Annotated in this window: 17 protein-coding genes; 8 read left to right on the top strand and 9 right to left on the bottom strand. The window is 59.5% G+C overall.

Features of this window, described 5'->3' with window-relative positions:
- Window positions 1–5: 5 nt before the first annotated feature.
- A complete protein-coding gene (gene crcB / locus AA105894_RS06420; protein WP_188424596.1) occupies window positions 6–440 on the bottom strand; it encodes a fluoride efflux transporter CrcB in 435 nt (144 codons plus the stop codon).
- A 44-nt stretch (window positions 441–484) separates the two neighbouring features.
- The gene (locus tag AA105894_RS06415) at window positions 485–2,191 is read right to left on the bottom strand and encodes a glycoside hydrolase family 32 protein (RefSeq protein ID WP_267310961.1); all 1,707 of its coding nucleotides are present in this window, start codon (window positions 2,189–2,191) and stop codon (window positions 485–487) included.
- 490 nt (window positions 2,192–2,681) lie between these two features.
- On the opposite strand from AA105894_RS06415, the gene AA105894_RS06410 reads away from it, so the two are divergent.
- The 4 genes from AA105894_RS06410 to AA105894_RS06395 all read left to right on the top strand — a co-directional run bounded on the left by AA105894_RS06410 (window position 2,682) and on the right by AA105894_RS06395 (window position 7,888).
- A complete protein-coding gene (locus tag AA105894_RS06410) occupies window positions 2,682–4,907 on the top strand; it encodes a TonB-dependent receptor domain-containing protein (RefSeq protein WP_267311047.1) in 2,226 nt (741 codons plus the stop codon).
- A gap of 191 nt (window positions 4,908–5,098) precedes the next feature.
- Complete coding sequence (locus AA105894_RS06405) at window positions 5,099–6,136, top strand: NAD(P)-dependent alcohol dehydrogenase (RefSeq protein WP_267310960.1); 1,038 nt, start codon at window positions 5,099–5,101, stop codon at window positions 6,134–6,136.
- A gap of 25 nt (window positions 6,137–6,161) precedes the next feature.
- Window positions 6,162–7,121: an AraC family transcriptional regulator gene (locus tag AA105894_RS06400; protein ID WP_267310959.1), complete on the top strand. Its 960-nt coding sequence runs from the start codon at window positions 6,162–6,164 to the stop codon at window positions 7,119–7,121.
- Window positions 7,118–7,888, top strand: a complete 771-nt coding sequence (locus tag AA105894_RS06395; protein ID WP_267310958.1) for an SDR family NAD(P)-dependent oxidoreductase — start codon at window positions 7,118–7,120, stop codon at window positions 7,886–7,888. The genes AA105894_RS06400 and AA105894_RS06395 overlap by 4 nt, the downstream gene beginning before the upstream one ends.
- A 123-nt stretch (window positions 7,889–8,011) precedes the next feature.
- Here the strand turns inward: AA105894_RS06395 and AA105894_RS06390 are convergent, their stop codons facing one another.
- The gene (locus AA105894_RS06390) at window positions 8,012–9,799 is read right to left on the bottom strand and encodes a thiamine pyrophosphate-requiring protein (RefSeq protein ID WP_267311046.1); all 1,788 of its coding nucleotides are present in this window, start codon (window positions 9,797–9,799) and stop codon (window positions 8,012–8,014) included.
- A gap of 279 nt (window positions 9,800–10,078) precedes the next feature.
- Between AA105894_RS06390 and AA105894_RS06385 the strand changes: the two genes are divergently transcribed.
- The 4 genes from AA105894_RS06385 to AA105894_RS06370 all read left to right on the top strand — a co-directional run bounded on the left by AA105894_RS06385 (window position 10,079) and on the right by AA105894_RS06370 (window position 15,555).
- Window positions 10,079–11,281 (top strand): alpha-hydroxy acid oxidase, encoded by a 1,203-nt coding sequence (locus AA105894_RS06385; RefSeq protein ID WP_267310957.1) that lies wholly within the window; start codon window positions 10,079–10,081, stop codon window positions 11,279–11,281.
- 113 nt (window positions 11,282–11,394) lie between these two features.
- Window positions 11,395–12,351, top strand: coding sequence for an SIS domain-containing protein (locus tag AA105894_RS06380; RefSeq protein ID WP_267310956.1), 957 nt, complete (start codon window positions 11,395–11,397; stop codon window positions 12,349–12,351).
- Between the two features lie 72 nt (window positions 12,352–12,423).
- Entirely contained in the window at window positions 12,424–13,509 is a 1,086-nt protein-coding gene (locus tag AA105894_RS06375) for a catalase family protein (RefSeq protein WP_267310955.1), read from the top strand.
- A gap of 231 nt (window positions 13,510–13,740) precedes the next feature.
- A complete protein-coding gene (locus AA105894_RS06370) occupies window positions 13,741–15,555 on the top strand; it encodes a porin (RefSeq protein ID WP_267310954.1) in 1,815 nt (604 codons plus the stop codon).
- 36 nt (window positions 15,556–15,591) lie between these two features.
- On the opposite strand, the gene AA105894_RS06365 is transcribed toward AA105894_RS06370, so the two are convergent.
- The 6 genes from AA105894_RS06365 to exbD form a co-directional block, all read right to left on the bottom strand.
- Window positions 15,592–16,158, bottom strand: coding sequence for a PqiC family protein (locus AA105894_RS06365; RefSeq protein WP_267310953.1), 567 nt, complete (start codon window positions 16,156–16,158; stop codon window positions 15,592–15,594).
- Window positions 16,155–17,117: an MlaD family protein gene (locus tag AA105894_RS06360; RefSeq protein WP_267310952.1), complete on the bottom strand. Its 963-nt coding sequence runs from the start codon at window positions 17,115–17,117 to the stop codon at window positions 16,155–16,157. The genes AA105894_RS06365 and AA105894_RS06360 overlap by 4 nt, the downstream gene beginning before the upstream one ends.
- Window positions 17,114–17,884, bottom strand: a complete 771-nt coding sequence (locus tag AA105894_RS06355; protein WP_188424628.1) for an ABC transporter ATP-binding protein — start codon at window positions 17,882–17,884, stop codon at window positions 17,114–17,116. The genes AA105894_RS06360 and AA105894_RS06355 overlap by 4 nt, the downstream gene beginning before the upstream one ends.
- Window positions 17,885–17,887: 3 nt before the next feature.
- Complete coding sequence (locus AA105894_RS06350; RefSeq protein ID WP_267310951.1) at window positions 17,888–19,045, bottom strand: MlaE family ABC transporter permease; 1,158 nt, start codon at window positions 19,043–19,045, stop codon at window positions 17,888–17,890.
- Between the two features lie 198 nt (window positions 19,046–19,243).
- A complete protein-coding gene (locus AA105894_RS06345; RefSeq protein ID WP_267310950.1) occupies window positions 19,244–20,143 on the bottom strand; it encodes an energy transducer TonB in 900 nt (299 codons plus the stop codon).
- A complete protein-coding gene (gene exbD / locus AA105894_RS06340; RefSeq protein WP_188424630.1) occupies window positions 20,140–20,574 on the bottom strand; it encodes a TonB system transport protein ExbD in 435 nt (144 codons plus the stop codon). Before exbD ends, AA105894_RS06345 begins: the two co-directional genes overlap by 4 nt.
- Between the last annotated feature and the right edge of the window lies 1 nt (window position 20,575).

Raw genomic sequence — 20,575 nt, 5'->3', positions numbered from 1 at the left:
AGAACTCAGGCGTCTTCTTCGGTTTCGTTCTGCGCGATCTGGAAGGCGCCTGCATTGAGTTTCGAGGCGGCCTGATGGCCGAGCGAAACGGCACCGAGGCAAAGCAGAGCAGAGAGCGCGATATTGAGCATCGCCCGCCCCCAGGCATCAGCACGCAACAGATCGAGGGTCTGCAGGCTGAACGACGAAAACGTCGTATAACCGCCGCAGATACCAACCATCACGAACAGGCGCATGTTTTCAGAGACAGGAAAGCGCCCATGCGCCAGGGTCAGTGTTCCAAAAAACCCGATGATGAATGACCCGACCGTATTGATGGCAAGGATCGTTCCCCAAGGCATGGCGCGGCTATAGGGTGCTGTTGCGAGCGTCACCAGATAGCGTCCCAGCGTGCCCAGCGCACCACCGAGCATGACAAAAAGGCAGGTCGTAAAAGACATCAGGTCAGGATACTCCGCTTGGAACCATCAGGATTGCGGCCTTATCACAACGCTGTCTCACGCGGCATGACTTTCTTGAGGCGATAGAAGCTCAGGGTCTCGATCGTCGCCCCGGCGCCCGTCGCTTCGAGCTTGAGAAAGCTCAGCGGGTTGGCGGGGAAGAGCAGGGCGGTGCCAACCGAAAGACCGCCATTGGCAAAAACTTCGAGCGTGCAGGCGTCCAGCACGATCCTGACATCGAAATTGCGGTCATCGGGGTTGAGGGCGGTTGAAAACTGACCGGTAAAGAAAGGCTGCTTGAAGCCATTGAGGTCGCCTCTGTCTATCCAGAGCTGCCCGCTGAAAGCATCGAAGCCGATGGTCAGATTCTCACTCAGATCATTGCCGAACACGATGACAAAGCGCCCGGTACGTCCCTTGTCGCCCAGCGGCAGATCGGGGGTCATCTGATCGACCGTGACACTGAGCGTCAGTTCCAGCGCGGTGCCAAGCGGTAGCGGCACAGAGGCGCTCGCCCCGGCAGCCAGTTTCGGGCAGGCGAAGGGGATAGGCGCCTCGCGCAGGGCTTCGAGCCCTCTCGGTGCTTGCGCCAGACGCAGCCACCCTGCTGAGTCGTGCCGTAATGTCATGAGCCGTGGCAGTGTCATGCAGCCGCGCCAGCTCTGGGTCGGCAGTTCCTGGCAATATTGCCAGTTGCCCAGCCAGGCGATGGAGACAGCCTCATTGCCCGGCATGTTCTCATAGCACTGAAGGGCATAGGCATCCTTGGCGAAATCGGTCAGGCCGATCACCGTGTCGTCCGGCGTGAAGCGACTGCCATCGAAAGTACCCACAAAATACTGGGTCGTGCTGCCACCCGTCGGAGCGCCGGGATTGACCGAGATGAACAGAACCCAGCGCGACCCGCCACCCTCAATGGGGATCTCGATCAGGTTGGGGCATTCATAATCGACACCGAACAGTCCCGAAGGGCCAAAATCGCTGGTGTGGGTCCAATGCTGCAGGTCGGTCGAGGCGTAGAACGCGATCTGATGCAGGCGAGCCTTGGCCACGACCATGACCCATTGGCCGGTGGGCTTGTGAAAGATCACCTTGGGGTCACGAAAGGAATTGCTGCCGATGTCGAGCACCGGGTTATGCGCGATATCCTTGAAGCTCTTGCCCTGGTCATCGCTGATCGCGAGAAACTGCGTCTGTTTTTTCGGGGTTGCCCGCGTATAGAGCGCTACGAGACCGCCTTTGCCTGAAGGAAAGAGGCTGGATGTGTTCTGGGCGTCCAGCACGGCGCAACCCGTGAAAGCCTCGCCCTCTGGCGTTTCGCTCAGGGCTATGGGCTGATCTTCCCATCCCAGAAGATCGGTGCTCGTCGCATGGCCCCAGTGAACGCGCCCGGCATAGGGGGCAAAGGGGTCATATTGATAATAGAGATGATAGACCGTGCCGTCATGGATCAGTCCATTCGGGTCATTCATGAAGCCGCGTTCGGGCGAGTAATGGATAGTAGGGCGATAAAGCGCGTCGGCCTGTGTGCGAATGACCGGATGCGAGGTCACATCCGGCTGGTCAGCGGGTGAGGGGTGAGAGGCATTGGGCTCTGACTTGCGCTCGCCCTCGGGTGCGCGCGGCGGAGCCTGGGGGCCGGGCTCAGACGCCTGCGCGATCGACAGACCCACGACGCCTCCACCAGTGGCGAGCAGCGAAGCAAGTGCCGTGCGTCGGCTCAAACCGGGGGCGGTGGGGCGCTTGGCCATGCAGATCTTCCTTATCTCTCTTCAGGAAGGGGCAGCATAGGCTTGAGATTGCAGCAGCGCCAAATCGGTCTTTGCCCGTTTTGGGCAGTTCAATGCCTTCAATCCGATTACAGGCCCCTCTCAGCCGGGATATGTAACGGTTCTTGCATCCATACTTTGTCATATTTAGCGTAATGATAACGATACGGCATCATTCCTGTATCGGAACAAAATGTGCGGAGGTCAGCTCGATATGCATCATGATGGCAAGGGGCGACGAGCCCCGAACGCAAGGCAGATCCTGATCTGTGCTTCTGCCCTTTACTGCGTTTTTCAGCTTGCCTTGTCGCGATCTGCAGCAGCTGAGGCGAAACCAGTCGGCAAACAGAACTCAGTTTCGGCAGATACTGCAAAAAAGGCGCGTCACCACACCGCCCCCAGAGGGAGTGAACCGGGAACGCATACCCGTCATGTGCCGAGGCACGATGTCGAGGCCCGCTCTGGCGAGGCCATGGTGATCTCTGCCCATCGCATTGCCTCTCACGGTGCGACAGAAATGGTCACACGCCAGACGATGGATCATTTTACCGCTGGCACGAGCCCCATGCAGATCCTGGCGCTTACGACACCGGGCGCCAATTTTGCGTCGGACGATGCGTTCGGTCTCGATACAGTCGCGAACACGCTCTATATCCGTGGCTTCAACCAGTCGCAGCTTGGCGTTTCCATGGACGGTATTCCGATGGGTACGCAGGGCTTTCATAACTGGAACGGTCTGGGCGTCGACCAGATGGCGATTCAGGAAAACATCGCCGGCATGACGCTCACGCAAGGCGCAGGCGCGGTGGAAATGCCCTCTGCCCAGACGCTCGGGGGTGCGATTACCTTCACGACGGATGATCCGCAGGACAAGGCGGGCGGGCGAGTCAGCCAGACCTTCGGCAGCTTCGACCTGTTTCGCACCTTTGCCCGCGCCGACAGCGGCATCCTGAATGCGACCGGCACGAAATTCTACGCCTCCTATGCACGTACGGCTCAGGATCTTTGGAAAGGTTTTGGTGACCAGCAGGAGCATCAGGCCAATTTCAAGCTTGTGCAGCCCGTTGGAGAGCACGGGAAAATCACGGCGATCTTCGATTATTCCAATTTCGACCAGTATAATTTCATGAGCCTTACCAAAAACATGTGGCGCCTGCTGGGGCGCAACACGACCTATCTCAAGCCCGATTATGAAAAGGCCAAGCAATACGCCTATTATGCCCAGAACGGCGGTATCCCGCCCGGACTACCCGCCGGGATCACCAATGACGAGGTGGGGGATTTTGCCTATGACGGCACGCAGGAGCAGCGCAATTATCTCTCGGCGGTTCGGGGTGATTTCGATCTGGCTTCCAATATCACCTCGCACACATTGGCCTATGGCCATATTTCCAACGGCGTCTATCAGGGCACCAACCCCTTCCTGATTTCACCAAATTCGGGCGTGTTGATGGCCGATCAGGCGGGGCACCCTGATGTGCGTCGGCTTGGCATGACCCAGAGCTTCGACATCAAGCTGCGTCACCACACCATCCAGACCGGCCTCTGGTATGAGAATGACCGCTTCAATTATCCGATGCGTTTGTACGAGGACGGGCAGGATGCGGCGCATAATTCTAAGAGCGATTATTATGCCTATCAGGCGACCACCTGGTATGCCGATTCATTCAATACCAACACGTTCCAGTTCTATATCCAGGATGTCTGGCACCTCACCAAAGGCATGACCCTTACGGGCGGATTCAAATCGCTCACCCAGACGACGCATGGCGGGACGAGCTTCGACCAGACCGGCGCGCTCGCCGATAGCTGGGGCACCTATTACAGCCATCCGGCCTCAGGCAGCCTTACCGCGTCGAATGCGTTTCTGCCGCATTTCAACTGGGACTGGCATTTCGGGAATCATCATGAGCTTTATTGGGATATCGCCGAAAACATGCGCGCCTATGATTTCGGGGCGCAATCGGGATCTGGCAATCCCTGGGGTGGGCTGGGCTCGTCAGCCAACCCGGCACAATCGGTGTTTGATGCCAGCAAGAAAACACTCAAGCCCGAGCGCACCTGGAATTACGTGATTGGCTATCGCTTCAATTCGGAATTTTTTTCCGGCAGCGCCGATTTCTATCACACGGATTATATCAATCGCCTTGCGGCGATCACCAGCGGCCCGACCAATAATGTCTATGCCGCCTTTCTCAATGTCGGGCACGAGACCATGAACGGTGCCGATGTTCTGGGCACGATACGTCCGTTCAAGGGGCTAGAAATCACGAACAGCTTCAGCTGGAATAACGCAACCTATGAGGATTCAGCCCTGCCTTATAATGGCACGACAATCAGCATAAAGGGAAAGCACCAAGTCTATTATCCGAAATTCATGTACAAGGCGAACTTGACCTATACATGGCGTCACGCCAGCTTCAATTTCAACACGACCTATACCAGCCGTCGTGCCATGACCTATACGAATGATGAATATATTCCGGCCTATTGGACGTCCAATATCAATGCCAGCTACGATTTCGGCAAGATCCTGTTCGCGCGTGGCATGAAATTGTCGGTTGGCGTCACCAACCTGTTCAACAGCGACTATATCGGTGGCGTCTATGGCGCCGCCTCCGTTTCCGGAGACGATAATGCCAATCTCTTTGTGGCGGCCCCACGGGAGTTTTTCGGCACGATAGCCGCGCAGTTCTGACAAGGTCGGGTGGGGGATGCGTCCGCCGCCCGACAATCCGGACCCACATTCACATAGTAGTGTTCTGCGAACGCAAAAAATCATCGGTTTTTGTTAAGAACCAACCTATTTTATGAGATATAGTCGTTATATCTAACAGAAGTCGCTTGAAGAGAGGGTTCTTCAGGCGTCTCTGAAAGGGAAACGGCACAATGGCACAGGCCCTGGTTCTTGAAGAGCGCGGTGTTCTGTCACTGCGGGAAATCGCGCTCGACGAGGCGCTGGGCCCGGATGATGTGCGTATTGCCATCCATACGGTCGGTATCTGTGGCAGCGACGTGCATTATTTCACCCATGGTGCCATAGGCCCTTTTGTCGTGCGTGAGCCCATGGTCCTGGGTCATGAGGCTTCAGGGACGATCACCGAGATCGGTTCTGCCGTGACGGATCTCAGAGTCGGTGATCGTGTCTGCATGGAGCCGGGTATTCCCGACCCGCATTCACGTGCCACACGCATCGGTCATTATAATATCGATCCTGCCGTGCGCTTCTGGGCAACACCCCCTGTGCATGGCTGTCTGACCCCCTCGGTCGTTCATCCGGCGGCCTACACTTTCAAACTGCCCGATCAGGTAAGCTTTGCCGAAGGGGCGATGGTGGAGCCTCTCGCCGTCGGGGTTCATGCCTGCGTCAAGGCCCGTTTGCAGCCGGGGGATGTCTGTCTTGTAACCGGGGCAGGGCCGATCGGTATCATGACGGCGCTTGCCGCTCTGGCCTCAGGGGCAAGCCGCGTTTTCATCAGCGATTATTCTGCCCCGAAACTGGCCATAGCCGGAGCATATCCCAATATCGTGCCCATCAATCTTGGCGAAGGCAGTCCTGCTGCAATGATCGGCGCGTATTGTGGGGCAGGTTGGGGAGTGGATGTCACATTCGAGGCGAGCGGCTTCGAAGGCGCCTATCAGGATGCGCTCGACTGCACCCGCCCCGGTGGGCGTCTGGTTCTGGTCGGTATGCCGCCAAAGAAGGTCGCGTTCGATATCGTGGCAGCCCAGGCCAAGGAACTGACGATAGAGACGATCTTCCGCTACGCCCATGTCTATGACCGGGCGATTGCGCTGATCGCGTCAGGCAGTATCGATCTCAAACCACTCGTTTCGGCCAGTTTTCCTTTTCAGGAAGGCGTGGCGGCGTTCGAAAGAGCGGCTGAGGGGCGTCCTGATGACGTGAAAATCCAGATCACGCTCTGACGCACTGCGGGGAGGGGCAGCATCTATGGTGGCGACCCGTGAACACAGGAATGACAGGCGACGTGGCGGGCGCATTCCCGCCATTCTGGAGCTGTTTCCCGAACAGAAGGTCGAGAGTTTTCGTTGGCATCGCCATAATTATCCCGCGCCGATTGCCCGCTGGAATTATCATCCGGAATACGAACTTCACCTGATCACGCATGGCGCAGGTCGTGTCATGATTGGTGATCATATCGGCCCGTTTGAGGCGCGACAGCTGGTTCTCGTCGGGCCGGATCTGCCCCATGCCTGGTTCAGCCCGCTCGGTGAGGGAGAGGTGATGGCAGGCCGTGATGTCGTGCTGCAATTCAGCCAAAGCTGGATTGACGGTCTGATCGGTCTTTGTCCTGAGCTGGCCGGGCTAACGCGGCTGCTTGCAGAGTCCCGTCACGGTCTCGAATTTTTGGGCGAGCAGGCATTGCGCTTTGGCGCCATGCTGGAAGAGCTGGGTGAAAGAACTGGCGGCGCGCGTCTTGCCGGAGCGATTGCCCTTCTGGCTGATCTCACAAGCTGTTCCTGGCGCCGTCTTGCCACGCGGCATGATCCGGAGACGCCGGAGACGACAAAGGGAGGGCAGATCGCGCGTCTGGTGCGTCAGCTGCTTACGGCAGATCCGGCGGAGATCCGCCACCAGAGGATTGCCGCATCGCTCGGCATGACCGCATCGACCTTCTCGCGCCAGTTCCGCGCGCTCACTGGCGAAAGTTTCATGGGCTTTCTTCAGAGGCTGCGCATCGGTCACGCCTGCCATCTGCTGACAACCACTCCTCTGGCCGTGACGGATATCTGTCGCGCCTCCGGGTTTGGCAATCTCTCCAATTTCAACCGGGCATTTCTCAGCCTGCGCGGTTGCACGCCCCGTCAGTTTCGTCAGCAGGCCCGGCAGATCGCGATGGCTGAAACGTGTGCTGCTGTCGTCCCATCAGGAGGTTTGGTTCTCTCATGACCCGTCTTTCCGAACGCTTTTCCCTTTCCGGTAAAACAGCCGTCGTTACAGGTGCCTCTCGCGGCCTTGGCGTCACGCTATGTGATGTCCTGAGCCAGGCCGGCGCGGATATCGTGGCTGTAGCGCGCGATGAAGCCTTGCTGGCCGAGACACAGTTGATCGTCTCGAAGAATGGGCGCCGTTGTCTTTCCATCGCTGCCGATCTGCTCGACGCCAGCGCTGCTGACACGGTGAAAGTGCGCATCGAGTCCGCATTCGGCACTCCCACTATTCTCGTCAATAATGCCGGGATGAGCATTCCCAAAACCCTGATCGATCAAAGCGTCGAGGAGTGGGATTCCATACTTGCCCTCAATCTGCGGGCTCCATGGCTGATGGCCCGCGCCCTGGCACCGGGCATGATCGAGGCGGGGGGCGGCAAGATCATCAATATCAGTTCGATGGCCAGTTCTGTCGCCCTGACGGAGCATGGTCCCTATGTCGCGTCGAAAGCCGGATTGAACGGGCTCACCAAGGTGATGACGGCGGAATGGGGGCCCCATAACATTCAGGCCAATGCCGTATGCCCGACAATTGTCTGGACCCCCATGGGCGAGCGCGTCTGGGGCGTTGGCGACAAGCTGACCCGTTTTCTGGAGAAAATTCCTTCGGGTCGCGTCGCAACCCCCGAAGAAGTTGCCGATCTCGTGCTCTATCTCGCCTCTCCTGCCTCGGGGATGGTGAACGGGCAGGAGATCTTTGTTGACGGGGGCTACACAGCGCTCTGAGACGACAGATCGCGCGCCCTTGTCGGGCGCTCTTCTTCTGTACGAGGCGCGCGACCACCAACGAGGCCCTTATTGGCGAGATCGGCGGTCAGACGCATCGACAGGGCGATGAGAGTGCCTTGATCAGGATTTCTTCGAAGGCAGGAAAGTCGCAAGCATTTCCTTCGCCGATCCCCGGATCACATCGAGCAGTTCCGGCTCGTTGCGCAAGGATGAGAGAAAAGCCTTTGCCTGTTGCAGGGTGATATGCGGCGGGAGGGGTGGCACATCGGGGTCGGTACGTGCTTCCAGAATGACCGGGCGATCGGCACTGAGCGCTTCTTCCCACGCCGCACCAATCTGATCAGGATGGTCGACCAGAATACCCTTCAGATCGAGCAGTTCGGCATATTTATGATAGGGGAAGTCCGGGATGGATTGCGTGGCGGTCGTCTTGCCCTCACCGAGCTGAACGCGCTCTTCCCAGGTCACCTGATTCAGATCCCGGTTGTTCAGAACCAGCACGATCAACTTTGGATTATCCCATTGCTTCCAGTATTTGGAGATGGTGATCATCACGTTCAGCCCGTTCATCTGCATCGCCCCATCGCCCATGCAGGCGATGACGGTACGCTCGGGAAAGGCCATCTTGGCAGCAACGGCGTATGGCGTTCCTGCACCGAGCGAGGCAAGCCCACCCGAGAGCGAGGCCTTCATGCCGCGACGGATTTTCAGATCGCGGGCAAACCAGTTGGCGACCGAGCCTGAGTCAGCGGTAATGATCGCATTGTCTGGCAGGCGCGGTGACAGTTCCCAGAACACGCGCTGCGGGTTGACCGGGTTGGCGTCGGTCATGGCACGGGCTTCGAGCACCTTCCACCATGTTGCGACTTCCTTTTCGATCTGCTCACGCCAGCTGCGGTCTTCCTTGCGCTTGAGCAGCGGGATGAGCGCGCGCAGGGTCGCGGCACTATCGCCCTGAAGACAGAGCTCCATCGGATAACGCAGCGACAGATTGGCTGTGTTGATGTCGATCTGGACACCACGCGCCTGACCGGGGTCGGGCAGGAATTCGCTGTAGGGGTAGGCAGAGCCGACCATCAGGAAGGTATCGCATTCCTTCATCAGATCCCATGAGGGCTTTGTGCCGAGCAGACCGAGCGATCCTGTGACATAGGGCAGCTCGTCAGGCACGGCGGCCTTTCCCAGCAGGGCCTTGGCGATGCCGGCGCCAAGCAGATCGGCAATGGCGATCAGCTCATCCGTTACATCCAGTGCCCCTGCACCGGCGAGAATGGCGACCTTCTTGCCGGAATTGAGGATATCTGCTGCAGCCTGAAGCCCATGAGCTTCAGGCACTGGACTGATAATGGTCTCGCCGATGCCGGTATGGGTAAAGCCATGGGCGACGGGGCCATCCTTGTAGGGAAGTTCCTGAAGATCGTTCGGCACGATGACAACCGTCGGCGCGCGCTTGTCTCTGGCAATGCGCACGGCACGATCGATGGCGTGGCGCATCTGGGAAGGCTCGGTGACGGTCACGATATATTCCGACCCGACATCCTTGCAGAGCGATTGCAGATCGACTTCCTGCTGGTAGTTCGAACCGAGGCAGCTGCGCGCCTGCTGACCCATGATCGCAACCACGCCCATATGGTCGAGCTTGGCGTCATAAAGCCCGTTCAGAAGATGAATGGCGCCCGGTCCGGAGGTGGCAAAGCAAAGCCCAACCTGACCCGTGAACTTGGCATGGGCCGATGCCATGAAGGCGGCCATCTCTTCATGGCGCACCTGCACATATTCCATGCGCCCACTATCGATCTCGCGCTGAAGCGCCACGTCGATGCCACCGGCCCCGTCGCCGGGGTAGCCATAGGCCCGTTTCAGCCCCCATTCCTGAAGGCGTTTCCACATGAATTCACTGACATTCATGGACATGGCGTCGATGCTCCGGTGGGTGGCTTTGTGCTTCAGCAACGTCGCGTCAACCGGATCTGTTCAGCCCATTCTCCGATAAAATTATTTTATGTTCATAAATCAGAATGATTATTTCATAGTTTGTCGAGGTTTTTCAGTGGCTGATGCGGCGGTTCCCATAAGGGGGAGTTCTTCACATTAACGTGAATGACATGATTGCCGAAAAAAGCCCCGTCTGGCTCGTTCTGTTGGCGTTGGCATCTGGCCTGCATTTTTCAGCCCCGGAGTTTCTCGATGTCCATGACGGCAAAGCGGCGTTTGCACGATATCTATCAGCTCACCGATTTTGAAAAAGCCGTGAAGCGCTATTTGCCCAAGGCGGTATATGAATATGTCCGCAACGGTGCCGGGGCGGAACTCAGCCTGCGGCGCAACAGGGCGATCTTCCAGCGTTATCTCTGGCGTCCCTATCGCCTGCGCGACGTCTCATCCCTGAATACGAAAATCACCCTGTTCGGTGAGGAATATGCCCAGCCTTTCGGTCTGGCACCGACAGGGGGGGCGGCCATGACGCGCTACGATGCCGACCGCATCGAGGCGGCTGCCGCACGGCGACATAATCTGTTCTATGCGCTCTCGGCCAATTCGCTGACACCGCTTGAAGAGATTATCCGCATTAACCCGCGCGCCTGGTTTGCGGCCTATCTGCCGAGCGATCTCGGCGTGATCGATGGCATGATCGACCGCGTGCAGAAGGCCGGATATCCCGTATTGCTGATTACCTGCGATGTGCCGGTTCCGGCGCAGCGCATTGCCGAGACCCGTGCGGGCTATTCCATGCCCATACGCCCCAATCTGAGGGCGACGATCGGTGGCATTCTCAACCCGGGCTGGACATTCGGCACGCTGGGCCGCACCATTCTGCGCGACCGCAATCCGAAAATCGTGAATATCAGGCCCAAGGGCGGGCCGGGTCTTTTCTCGAACGAGATCGCAGCAGTCGGTGGCTCGCCCCATTTCACCTGGGATCATATCCGCCATATCCGCAGACGCTGGAAAGGCAAGCTGATCCTCAAGGGTATCCTGCGTCCCGAGGATGCCGAGGAAGCGGCAAGGATCGGTGTCGATGGTATTGGCATTTCCGATCACGGGGCCCGTCTGCTCGATTCAACCGTCTCTCCGCTCGAGGTGCTGCCCGAAATCAGGAAAGCGGCAAGGGATATGAGTGTCGTGATCGATAGCGGCTTTCGCTGTGGTGGCGACGTACTCAAGGCCATGGCGCTCGGGGCCGATGCCGTCATGCTCGGGCGGCCTTTCCTTCAGGCCTGTGCGCTGGCGGGTAGCGCCGGGCTCGACAAGGCCGTCTCCATTCTCAGCACCGAAGTCAATCGTGACCTCGCCCTGCTTGGCGTGACAGATCTGGCATCGCTCGATGCCTCCCTGCTCAGAGATCTGGGGACGATGTCATTTGCAGAGCGCGCACCCGAGACCACCTGACAGGAGCGAACCTGACCGAAGAGAGGAGATTTTACCGCTCTCCTCTCGGAAGCAGGGAAAGCTTGTGTCATGATCGAACGAATAATGCCCATCTGCAGAGGAAAGCCAGGCTGATGAATGCGACCGAACGGGGAATACGAGAGCAGTTTTCGTTCTGGAGGGCGCTGACCAGACCGCAATCCAGCCCGCAGAAAGGGCAGATGCACGCCATTATCGGTTGTGGCACCTCCGTTCATATTGCCGACAGCATTGCCTGTGCCCTGAATGAAGCGGGTTTTCTGGCGCGCGCTGTTCCGGGGAATGAATGGACACGTCGTGCCTCATCCTACGTGCCTTCGGGTACGAAGACGCAGCTTGTGGCGCTTTCCCGCAGTGGGGAATCAACCGAGACGGTTGCCGCTGCCGCAGCGGGGCTTGAGGCCGGTCACGAGGTTCTGGGCGTTACCTGCGCTGCCGGCAGTGCATTGACGAAAATGTCTTCTGAAGTGTTCGAGGCGGAGACCCACCCCGAGGAAGGCATCGTGATGACGGCATCGGCCAGTCTGATGCTTCTGGCGGGGCTTCGTTATGCCGGTCGCATGATCGGTCCGGCCAGTATTGCTGCGGCAGAGGCCCTGCTTGAAGAGGCGGATACGCATCTGGTTGCCCTGTTGCGTGGGCGTTCGCATTTCGTGTTTCTGGGCGGTGGCGCGCTTTACGGTGTCGCTCGTGAGGGCGCTCTGAAAATGCAGGAAATGAGCCTCAGTCAGAGCGAGGCCCATCATCCACTCGAATATCGCCATGGCCCCATCAGCCTGATCGACGAGCGGTCATTCGTCGTCATGCTCTATCATCCTGACACGCGTGAGGAAGAGGCCCTCGTGGCGCGCGACGTGATGGAGAAAGGCGCTGTCGTGCTGGGGCTCGGCGGTCCAGGCACAGTCTCGCTGCCTGTCGAGGGCGATCACGGAGCAGAGCCTCTGATCTGTCTGCCTGTGTTGCAATTGCTTGGTGAGTATGTGGCACGCGCCCATGGGCTCGACACACTCGCCCCGCGTCATCTCACGAAAGTCGTGACGCTCAAGGGCTGAGCGGAAACTCTCGCAGCGGGGGCGGGTTGGAGGGGATCGAAAAATCGTCTTTCCCCTTCCTGGAGCAGCGTGATGCGTCCCCCTGTCGCCTATGATGACTCACTCGAAAAGCTGCGTTCCGACGAAGAGGCTGTGAAGGCGGGGCTCAGGAAGACCTTCCGCAAGATCATTACCGCAACAAGGCGCGATCTCGGCCATGCCTCCCGAGGGGTTCACGCGAAAAGCCATGCCCTGCTTGAAGGCACGCTTCATGTCAGGTCGGGTCTGCCGCCCGAACTCGCCCAGGGGCTCTTTGCCAGACCGGGTTCATACCGCATCACGGCCCGGCTTTCGGCCATTCCAGGCGATCCGCTGCGCGATGGCGTTTCAGGGCCACGCGGGTTTGCGCTCAAGATCCATGACGTGCCCGGCGATCTGCTTGACGATACGCAGAGTGTTGCGGTGCAGGATTTCCTGTTTGCCAACGGCCCGGCCTTCGGGGCCCCCCATGCAGGGGTGTTTCTGAAAATGCTGCGCCTGCTCGCTCTGACGACCGATAGGGCAGAAGGGGCCAAGGCGCTGCTCTCGCGTGTCCTGCGGTTCGTGCAGGACGGCCTTGCGCGCTTTGCCCGGCGTAGCGCGGCGCTTGATGCGCTGGGCGGTTTTGCGCCGACTCATCCTCTTGGCGATCGCTTTCACTCCCAGGTGCCCTCGCGCTACGGCGATTACGTCGCAAAATTCGACATTGTTCCGGAGTCGGAAAGTTTTCGTCGTCTGACAGGGCGTCGCATCGATATTGATCATGACCCGATCGCGATACGGCGCGCTGTGGGGCGTGTTCTGGCTCAGGAGGGGGGAAGCATGAGCCTGCGCGTGCAGCTGTGTCGCGATCTTGCCACCCAGCCCATCGAGAATGCCCAGCTTGCGTGGAGCGAGGAGACAAGCCCGTTCCAATGCGTGGCCAGTCTCGATTTCCCTCCCCAGAAAAGCTGGAGTGAGGAAAAGTCACGGCAAGTCGATGACAGCCTGTCTTTTTCCCCCTGGCATGGTCTGGTCGCGCATCGGCCCCTCGGAAACATCATGCGTGCCCGTCGTGTCGCCTATCCATTTTCCGCAGCATTACGTGCCGGATTGAATGGCTGCCCGATGCGCCTTCTGCCCGAGAAGAACCGTCTTTAGAAGATGCAGGGGCTGCTCTGGCATTCTGTGCCGGGTAGCCCCGCTGCATCCCGCCATATAGAAGGGCGTGGCAAAGAATTCGAAAAGTAACCGCCCATCATGACAAAACATTTCATTCCCCCAAGGCTGAGAAACTGCACTGAGGTCATAAATTGTCATATGATTGACTTATACGCTCGTTTATAGCAGCGCGCAGTTAGTTCAGATCAGAGTTTTGTCGAACCTATGCGCGTGCGCCATTTCACGACCATGCTGCTGCTTTGCGGCACCACGATTCCTGCTTCGGCCTTCGCTGCCAGCCAGTCGGACGACATCGCCGCCCTGCGTCGGGAAATGCTGGAAATGCGCGCACAGATGCAGGGGCAGATTACCGATCTCAGGCACGAACTGGCGAAAGAGCGCGCCTTGCGCCGCAAATCGGAGCTGGCACAGGCGCAGCCCGCCCGTGAGGCGACAGAGGGCGCAGCAGGCAGAACGCATGCGTCCCGTCATGCTGCCCCCACACCGGCCCATGCAACGCGTAGCGAGCCTGCAACCGCTGTTGCAAGCACCGTGTCGGCACCCGGAGGAAAGCCTGCGACTGACGTGACACCGGTTCAGCCGCACACGGTGCCCTCGACATCGGGACCGGTGCAGTTGGCGTCGGCCTCGGTCAGGGACGCAGGCAAGCCGTCGAACCCGCAAGTCGCCTATGACACCCATCTCATCCCGCCGCCTGATCATGGTCTGAACATGTCCCTGGCCGACTTCCGTCGCGCCTCACGTACGGCCGAGACGGTTGATATTGGCGGGATCAGAATTGGTTTTCCGGCCGGACGTCCGACCATCGCGTCAAGTGACGGGCTCTATGCCTTCTCGGTCGGTCTCGTCATGCATCTCGATCTTGGCGGGTTTCCGTCTTCGGGTGGCGCGGCACAGGGGCAGACGGGTCGTTTTCCGAAAATGAACGAGAATGCCCGTCGCCTGCGTCTGCCGCTGACATGGCGCTATGGCAATCTTCTGGCCAACCTCACCCCGGAATGGGGCCGTACAGTCGATGGAACGGCAGGGCTGTATGAGGCGAATATCGTCTATAGCGGCATCCATAATTCGCAATTCACAGTAGGCTATTATCAGCCGCGCGTGACCATGCAGGATTCTGAATCCTCCAACGGCTTCATCCTGATGGAACGCGCGTCGATTTCAGAAGTCGTGCGTCAGATCGCTGCGGGCGATACGAGACTGAGTGTGGGAGGGCGCACGCATCAGAAACGCTGGTATCTGGGGGCTTATCTGACCGGCCAGACCTATGGCGACCGAACAGCCGACCCGACTGTCTCGGACAGCCAGATGGGCGGGCTTCTGCGCGTTGCCGGGCGGCCTGTCGCGACGGAGAATGTGGATCTGCATCTGGGCATGTCCTCCACGATGTCCTTCAAGCGTAACCAGACCGCGCAGGGGCGTGTGCTGTCGATCAGCGACCGCCCTGAAATCCGCCTGACCAATGAGCGTCTCGTGTCGAGCGGCACGATTGCTGATGTCGGCAAGGTCTGGGCTGTCGGGCCGGAACTAGCCCTGCGCTACGACAAGGCGGTGCTTCAGGCCGAATATTATCATATCGGAGTAGACCGGAATGCCGACGCCCGCAGCAAAGGCCCGGCACCTAATCTCGGGTTCGACGGCTACTACGTCGCTGGCAGCTATACGCTGTTCGGCCAGCCACGCCGCTACAGCCCCAAGGATGCGGCGTTTTCCGCGCCAGCGCCAAAGGAAGATGTCGATTTCTGGAACAACCAGTGGGGTGCGCTCGAGCTGGTTGGACGCTGGAGCGTCATGGATTTCAACAGCGATATCATCAAGGATATGCCGGCCTCTGCCACGGGAGGCGTACGCGGAGGCGTGCAGACCGTCTGGGCAGGTGGGTTGAACTGGTACATCAACCGCCATTTCCGCATTCAGCTGCAATACAGCCATATCAACGCCACACGTTCGCAGACGGTAGGCAGCGTCAATACCAAGGGCCGTTCGATCGATGCGCTGGGCAGCCGTATTCAGGCTGCCTTCTAAGCCGGGGCATCGCGGAATTGATCCCGCGATGCAGTTTTAGCGCGTGGCGAGACTTGCTGCGATCTTGTCAGCCAGCTGCTCGAAAAGCTTCTGCAGCAGTGCTGCCTTGGCGGCATCGTCTGTTACGCTACCCTGCACGCTGACAGAAGCGCGGCCCTGACGCGGCGGGCTGTTTTCGTCTCGGGGCAATTCGGTCCATGAAGCGATCAGTGTTGCCTGACCCTGCTGAAGCAGGTCCATACGCTCAATGGTGATCCCAAGGCGTGACTCGGGCGTGTCGAGCGGCGGATAGGCCGTGACCATGCGTTGGGGCCAATCCTGCGACAGTCGTGCCACGATCAGATCGGTCGCGGATTGCGACAGGCGGCTCGCCCAGCGTCCATTGCTGCTGCGAACGAGACGACTGCCATCACGCACCAGGATATCCTGCGTATCGAGATAATCGGGCATCGACACAGGCGGCACGTAGGTGACAGGCGCGTTTCTGGGGGCGAGCGTGATGTCGCTCGCAGTCGGGGCGATTGTGTAGAACTGGACCGGTGCCGAGGCGCAGCCCGAGAGCAGCCCCAGAGCGAGCACGAAGAGAAGGGGGCGCGGGCTCATTGGCGGCGTCCTGTCAGCAGAAGTTGCGGATTGCGCTCGACGTCATTGGCAAAACCACGCAGCGCAGCGGCGGCAGCGGCGATATCGCGCAGGCTCGACTCCAGATTGGCGCGGTCGATCGAGCGCGGAGACGTCATGCCCTGCAGATTGGCCATGGTCTTGTTGGCGTTGGCCATGGTGTCACGGCTCGTTTGAAGCAGGGTGTGCAGCTCTTGACCGCGCGCCGAAAGCTGATCGCTGCCGGTGGAGGCCAGGCGATCAACACTTTGCAGCGTGTGCAGCAATTGCGGTTGCAGGGCCACGATCATGTCGTGAGCGGCATCAACCGTGGCGCGGCTGTGGTCCGATGTCTGCTGCACGCTGTCGACAAGCGCCGGCAGGCGCTGGTCGAGCGTATCGGCAAGGTGATGAATGACTGCCAGCGTGGCAGCAGCATCATCGCTGATCTGGCGCAGTGGCAGATGGGTCAGCGTATTGGTGATGGCCTGAATTGACGACTGACGCGTCGGAATCTCGATTTCGTTGGTCAGATTGGGATGAAGCACGGCCGGTGTATTTGGAGAGACATCGAGATCGATCTGGGATGTGCCGGTCACGAAGCTCTTCAGATTCATTTCACCGCGCAGTCCGTGCGCAACGAGATCGCGCAGATCGGGCACATGGGCGTGTTTCTGCCCAGCGACCAGAATATCGTCACGGCGTACGGTCACATAAACCGGGATAAAGGCTTCGCGTGTTTTGGGGTCGTATTCGATGGCGATGCGATCCACGGCCCCGACCTGAACCCCGCGGAAATTGACAGGGGCGCCGACCGAAAGCCCGTTTGTAGAGCCGCGGAAGATCAGCACGGCCCGATCTGTATGGGTGAAGGGGTGAAAATTACCGAAAAAGACGAAGGCGCCGACCATGAGCGTCAGCCCCCCCAGAACGAACGCACCGACAAGCGCCTGTCTGTTCATGATGCAGTTCCTTCTTCGTTTCGTTGTCTGTTCATGAAGGCATGAACCTGAGGGTCGGTGCAGTGATCGCGCAATTCGCGCGGTGAGCCAGAGGCGATGGGACGCTTGGTGATGGCATCGAGAAAAATACCGTCATCGGCAATGGTGAACAGGCTGGGCAATTCATGACTGACAATCACAATGGTCGCACCGAGCCCGTCGCGCAGATTGAGAATAAGGTCATCCAGCCTTGCAGAGGTAATGGGGTCGAGCCCTGCGGAAGGCTCATCGAAGAACAGGATATCCGGGTCGAGTGCCAGCGCGCGCGCGAGGCCGGCGCGCTTGCGCATGCCACCGCTGATTTCGGACGGGGTAAGGTCGATTGCATCCAGAAGCCCGACAAGCGCCAGCTTGAGTTCGACCAATCGCCTGATGGCGCGCGGGCCGAGATTGGTGAACATCTGCAGTGGCAGGGCGACATTCTCGCCAACGGTCATCGAACTCCACAGCGCGCCACTCTGGAACAGCACGCCGAAACGATGATTGAGTTCGGTGCGCTGTGCATCGGTGCCTGCCCAGTAATCCTGGGTGCCGACATGAAAACTGCCTGTTCTGGGGCGCAGCAGGCCGATCATACTTTTGAGCAGGGTCGATTTGCCGCAGCCCGACCCGCCCATGACGGCAAAAATACTGCCACGTTTGACCGAGAGCGAGATGTCGGACTGGATCACTTTTGGCCCGAAAGCCAGAGTGACATCCTGCATGGTCATGATGGAATCCTGCGCCATGGCTCAGATCCCCACGCTATTGGCAATAATGGCAAACAGGGCATCGAGTGCAATCACACCCACGATGCCGATCACGACGGCATGTGTGGCGGCAATGCCGACATCAGCGGCAGAGCGTCCAGCCTTGATGCCAATGCGGCAGCTGGTCAGCCCGATGAAGGCGCCAAAAACGATGCTCTTGATGAAGCCGAAGATGAACTGGCCGATACCGAAGGCAATGATGGTCTGATGGAAATAGCCCAGGCTCGTGATGTCGAGCATCGAGATGGCCACGATATAGCCGCCCAGCATGCCTATCAGACAGCCATAGAGATAGAGAAACGGCATGGTGAACACGAGCGACAAAACGGCAGGCAGAATGAGATAGGACGAGACCGATATGCCGAAAACCTTCAGGGCGTCGATTTCCTCATTGCCCTGCATGGTCGAGATGCGGGCGGCATAGGCCCCACCCGTGCGGCCTGCCATGATGATGGCGGTCATGACCGCAGCCATCTCACGCACCGTGGCAATGCCGACAAGGCTTGCCACATAGATACCTGCGGCAAATTTCTGCAGTTGTACCGCGCCGACGAAAGCCAGAATGGCCCCGACCAGAAAATTCACGACCCCGACAATCACGAGGGCGGACGGCCCGGCATTGTAGAGATCGCTCAGCAGATCACTGCGTCTGAGGCCGGCCTTGCCGAAAAGCGAACGATAGGCAGCCAGGCAGGTACGGCCGGCGAGTCCTGCCACGATGCCGATCTCTGCAAGGGTGGCGATGGATCTGACGCCCACTCTCTCGAGAAAGGGAAGCTTCTTGCTGCGTGTCGGCAGAGCCGGGGCTGCCTTGTCTGGCAGAAGGTTGAGCAATTGCTGCATCGGATGCGGCAACGAGCCGATATCGAAGACCTTGCCTGCCTCGTCGCAGGCGCGTCTGACATCCCACAGGAAGGCAATCAGCCCCGTATCCCAGTTGGACACATTCCGCGTATCGCAGGTGAGCGTGGTGCCGACGCTGGCGATATCACCGGAGAACTGGGGAAGTGCTGCGTCATGGCTCAGCCATGATCCGGACAGGACAAGGCAAGAAATGCCTTCGCTGGCATCGATACGCCAGTCCGGCGGCGTGTCAGAGGCCGCGGCGCCATGAGAAGCTGGGGTCTCTGTCAGGACCATGAAGGAGGCTTTGCGTGCGATGCGGTCATGTTTGTGTATTCTGATCGCATGCGCGGGGTCTGGCAAGAATGAGCCCCCTCAACAGGGGGTATTCACGCAAGCTTTGATCGCAACAGCTCGGAATGTCGTCCAGATCGAGCCCGCTTGCAGTCAATGGTGCCAGTCTGTGTGCCTCGCTCTAGGTCAGAAGGCGCGCGATCAGTGTGTTTCGAGATAGAACTCGACTGGCACAGTCAGGGTAAGCGTGGCTCCCTCGATCGTATCGGGTGGCTCGGGCAGGGGCTCGGCGCGGCGGACGAGAGCCAGTGTCTCCTCATCGAGAAGCGTATAGCCCGTGGGGCGCACGATAGAGGCGGCCAGAACATGGCCCTTGCGGTCCATGGTAAAGCGCAGCATCGGCGTCCCTTCCTGATGCTCGGCCTGTGCCTGGGGCGGGTAGCGCTTGAACCGCTCCAGACGCGCCAGAAGCTTGCCTTGCCAGCTTTCCTTGGCCTGAGAGGCCTCGCGCGACGACGGTGCTCCCTTGGCATTGGTGGCCGAAACGGTTGAGGGCGGCGCCTCCGAAGGCGAGGGTGCCGTGTCGGCAGTCGACTGGGTAGGGATTGGCGGCGGCAGATGCTTTGGCATCGGCGGCGAGGGAGCCACCTTGCGATGCACCGGCACGACCTTGATCTTTTGTGGGACCGGTACGGGCGGCAGAGGTGTAGGGGAAGGCGGGGCCATCACCTCGGGTGGTTTCTCCGGTGCCGGGGGCTCGGGGGTTGCCATCTGCGGGGGGCCGGGCGGGCGTTCCTGCGGTGGGGCAGGCACACTGGCGGGTTCAGGCGCGAGATCGATCGCAATGGCTGCGGGTGGTGGCGAGTAAGGGGGGGGAGAACTTGACGGGACCATTGCCACCAGACCCAGCGCCAGCCCCGCCACCAGAACGACAGTGGCAGCCGAATAGCCTCCGCAGCGACGGCGCAATGCGGCCTCGCGTTGCAGATGCATTTGATAGGCCTGCCGGAACGGCATGAAGGCTGCCTGCCCTGAGGCGGTCAGGGCAGGGGAAGGGGCAGGGCTTGCAGGCAGGGAGGGACGCAGGTCGCGAGCCGTCACGGTTCGTCACCCTCCTCCTGGCCTTGCAGATTGACCAGTGCGACCTTGAGAAAACCGGATTTGCGCAGGAGATCCATGGCCTTCATGAGCGTCTCGTAATCGACGGTCTTGTCGGCGCGCAGGAAGATGCGCTCATCCTTGTGGCCGTTGGTGAGAGCCATGAGTCTGGCGGGCAGCGCGTCATTGCTGACATCGTCTTCACCCAGGGCAAGGCTGTGATCGGCCTTGACGGTCACGAAGATCGGATTGGCCGGTCGCGGGGCGGGCTTCTGCGTGGAAGAAGGCAGATCGACCGGCACGTTCACGGTGCTGAGGGGCGCCGTCACCATGAAAATGACCAGTAGCACGAGCATGACGTCAATCAGAGGCGTGACGTTCAGCTCGTGGGCATCGAGTGCGGTGTCATCCGCATGGCGCATACGCAGGGCCATG

The sequence above is a fragment of the Asaia spathodeae NBRC 105894 genome, assembly GCF_025994195.1.
GTDB lineage: Bacteria > Pseudomonadota > Alphaproteobacteria > Acetobacterales > Acetobacteraceae > Asaia > Asaia siamensis.
This window is presented reverse-complemented; position numbering and strand designations above follow the sequence as displayed.

Excerpts from the sequence above, each read along its gene's own strand:
- crcB (WP_188424596.1), bottom strand. The coding sequence starts at position 440 with ATGTCTTTTACGACCTGCCTTTTTGTCATGCTCGGTGGTGCGCTGGGC.
- AA105894_RS06415 (WP_267310961.1), bottom strand. The coding sequence starts at position 2,191 with ATGGCCAAGCGCCCCACCGCCCCCGGTTTGAGCCGACGCACGGCACTT.
- AA105894_RS06410 (WP_267311047.1), top strand. The coding sequence starts at position 2,682 with ATGGTGATCTCTGCCCATCGCATTGCCTCTCACGGTGCGACAGAAATG.
- AA105894_RS06405 (WP_267310960.1), top strand. The coding sequence starts at position 5,099 with ATGGCACAGGCCCTGGTTCTTGAAGAGCGCGGTGTTCTGTCACTGCGG.
- AA105894_RS06400 (WP_267310959.1), top strand. The coding sequence starts at position 6,162 with ATGGTGGCGACCCGTGAACACAGGAATGACAGGCGACGTGGCGGGCGC.
- AA105894_RS06395 (WP_267310958.1), top strand. The coding sequence starts at position 7,118 with ATGACCCGTCTTTCCGAACGCTTTTCCCTTTCCGGTAAAACAGCCGTC.
- AA105894_RS06390 (WP_267311046.1), bottom strand. The coding sequence starts at position 9,799 with ATGAATGTCAGTGAATTCATGTGGAAACGCCTTCAGGAATGGGGGCTG.
- AA105894_RS06385 (WP_267310957.1), top strand. The coding sequence starts at position 10,079 with ATGTCCATGACGGCAAAGCGGCGTTTGCACGATATCTATCAGCTCACC.
- AA105894_RS06380 (WP_267310956.1), top strand. The coding sequence starts at position 11,395 with ATGAATGCGACCGAACGGGGAATACGAGAGCAGTTTTCGTTCTGGAGG.
- AA105894_RS06375 (WP_267310955.1), top strand. The coding sequence starts at position 12,424 with ATGCGTCCCCCTGTCGCCTATGATGACTCACTCGAAAAGCTGCGTTCC.
- AA105894_RS06365 (WP_267310953.1), bottom strand. The coding sequence starts at position 16,158 with ATGAGCCCGCGCCCCCTTCTCTTCGTGCTCGCTCTGGGGCTGCTCTCG.
- AA105894_RS06360 (WP_267310952.1), bottom strand. The coding sequence starts at position 17,117 with ATGAACAGACAGGCGCTTGTCGGTGCGTTCGTTCTGGGGGGGCTGACG.
- AA105894_RS06355 (WP_188424628.1), bottom strand. The coding sequence starts at position 17,884 with ATGGCGCAGGATTCCATCATGACCATGCAGGATGTCACTCTGGCTTTC.
- AA105894_RS06350 (WP_267310951.1), bottom strand. The coding sequence starts at position 19,045 with ATGGTCCTGACAGAGACCCCAGCTTCTCATGGCGCCGCGGCCTCTGAC.
- exbD (WP_188424630.1), bottom strand. The coding sequence starts at position 20,574 with ATGGCCCTGCGTATGCGCCATGCGGATGACACCGCACTCGATGCCCAC.